This is a genomic window from Pseudomonas sp. SbOxS1 (assembly GCF_013416725.1).
Taxonomy (GTDB): Bacteria; Pseudomonadota; Gammaproteobacteria; order Pseudomonadales; family Pseudomonadaceae; genus Aquipseudomonas.
The window spans coordinates 1-679 of sequence record NZ_JAAVXC010000082.1 but is presented as its reverse complement, the minus strand read 5'-3'; the positions used below and the strand labels follow the sequence as shown (position 1 = coordinate 679).

General features: G+C 59.9%; 2 protein-coding genes. Both read left to right on the top strand.

Annotated features, from left to right (window positions below; translation table 11 throughout):
* The coding region (locus HFK74_RS32920) for an aldehyde dehydrogenase family protein (protein WP_180207230.1) at positions 1-488 on the top strand (488 nt) is incomplete at its 5' end.
* The coding region (locus HFK74_RS32915; protein ID WP_180207229.1) for an FAD-binding protein at positions 485-679 on the top strand (195 nt) is incomplete at its 3' end. The genes HFK74_RS32920 and HFK74_RS32915, both read left to right, overlap by 4 nt.

Sequence of the window (679 nt, the reverse complement as noted above, 5' to 3'; positions counted from 1 at the left end):
CGGTGAACTCACACCAGCACCTGCTCAAGATCGCCTCTTATGCCGACGGCGCCAAGTCGCGGGGCATTGCCCTCGCAACCGGCGGCAATGCCTGCATCGACCCTGCCAGCGGTGCCGGCTGGTTCTTCCAGCCGACCATCTTCGATGCCGTTCCGGCCGACGACGCATTGATCGAGGAGGAAATCTTCGGCCCCGTTCTTGCCGTTCAGGTCGCAGACGATGCCGACCACGCTGTCGCGCTCGCCAACGGCACGCAGTTTGGCCTAGTCGCAGGTATCTACACGTCGGACTTTGCCGCAGCACACCGAATGGCACGAGATATCGATGCGGGCCAAATATTCGTCAATGAATATTTCACGGGTGGCATATTGGCTCCATTCGGCGGTAACAAGAAATCAGGAATAGGGCGCGAGAAGGGTATCCAGGCGCTGCGAAACTATTGCAAAGTCAAGACGATAACGGCGCGTATTGCGGGGCATGACAGATGAGCGAAGCGGGCATTTTTGCCGAAGACTTCAAGACGACTCCGTATTGGTGGGAGCGCAGTCCGCGACCGGAACTCGAGCAGTCGCCGCTTCCGCAGAATGTCGATGTCGCCGTCATAGGATCCGGCTACACCGGTCTGCACGCGGCCTTGCAGACAGCGCGCGGCGGCCGCTCGACACTTGTGTTCGACGCT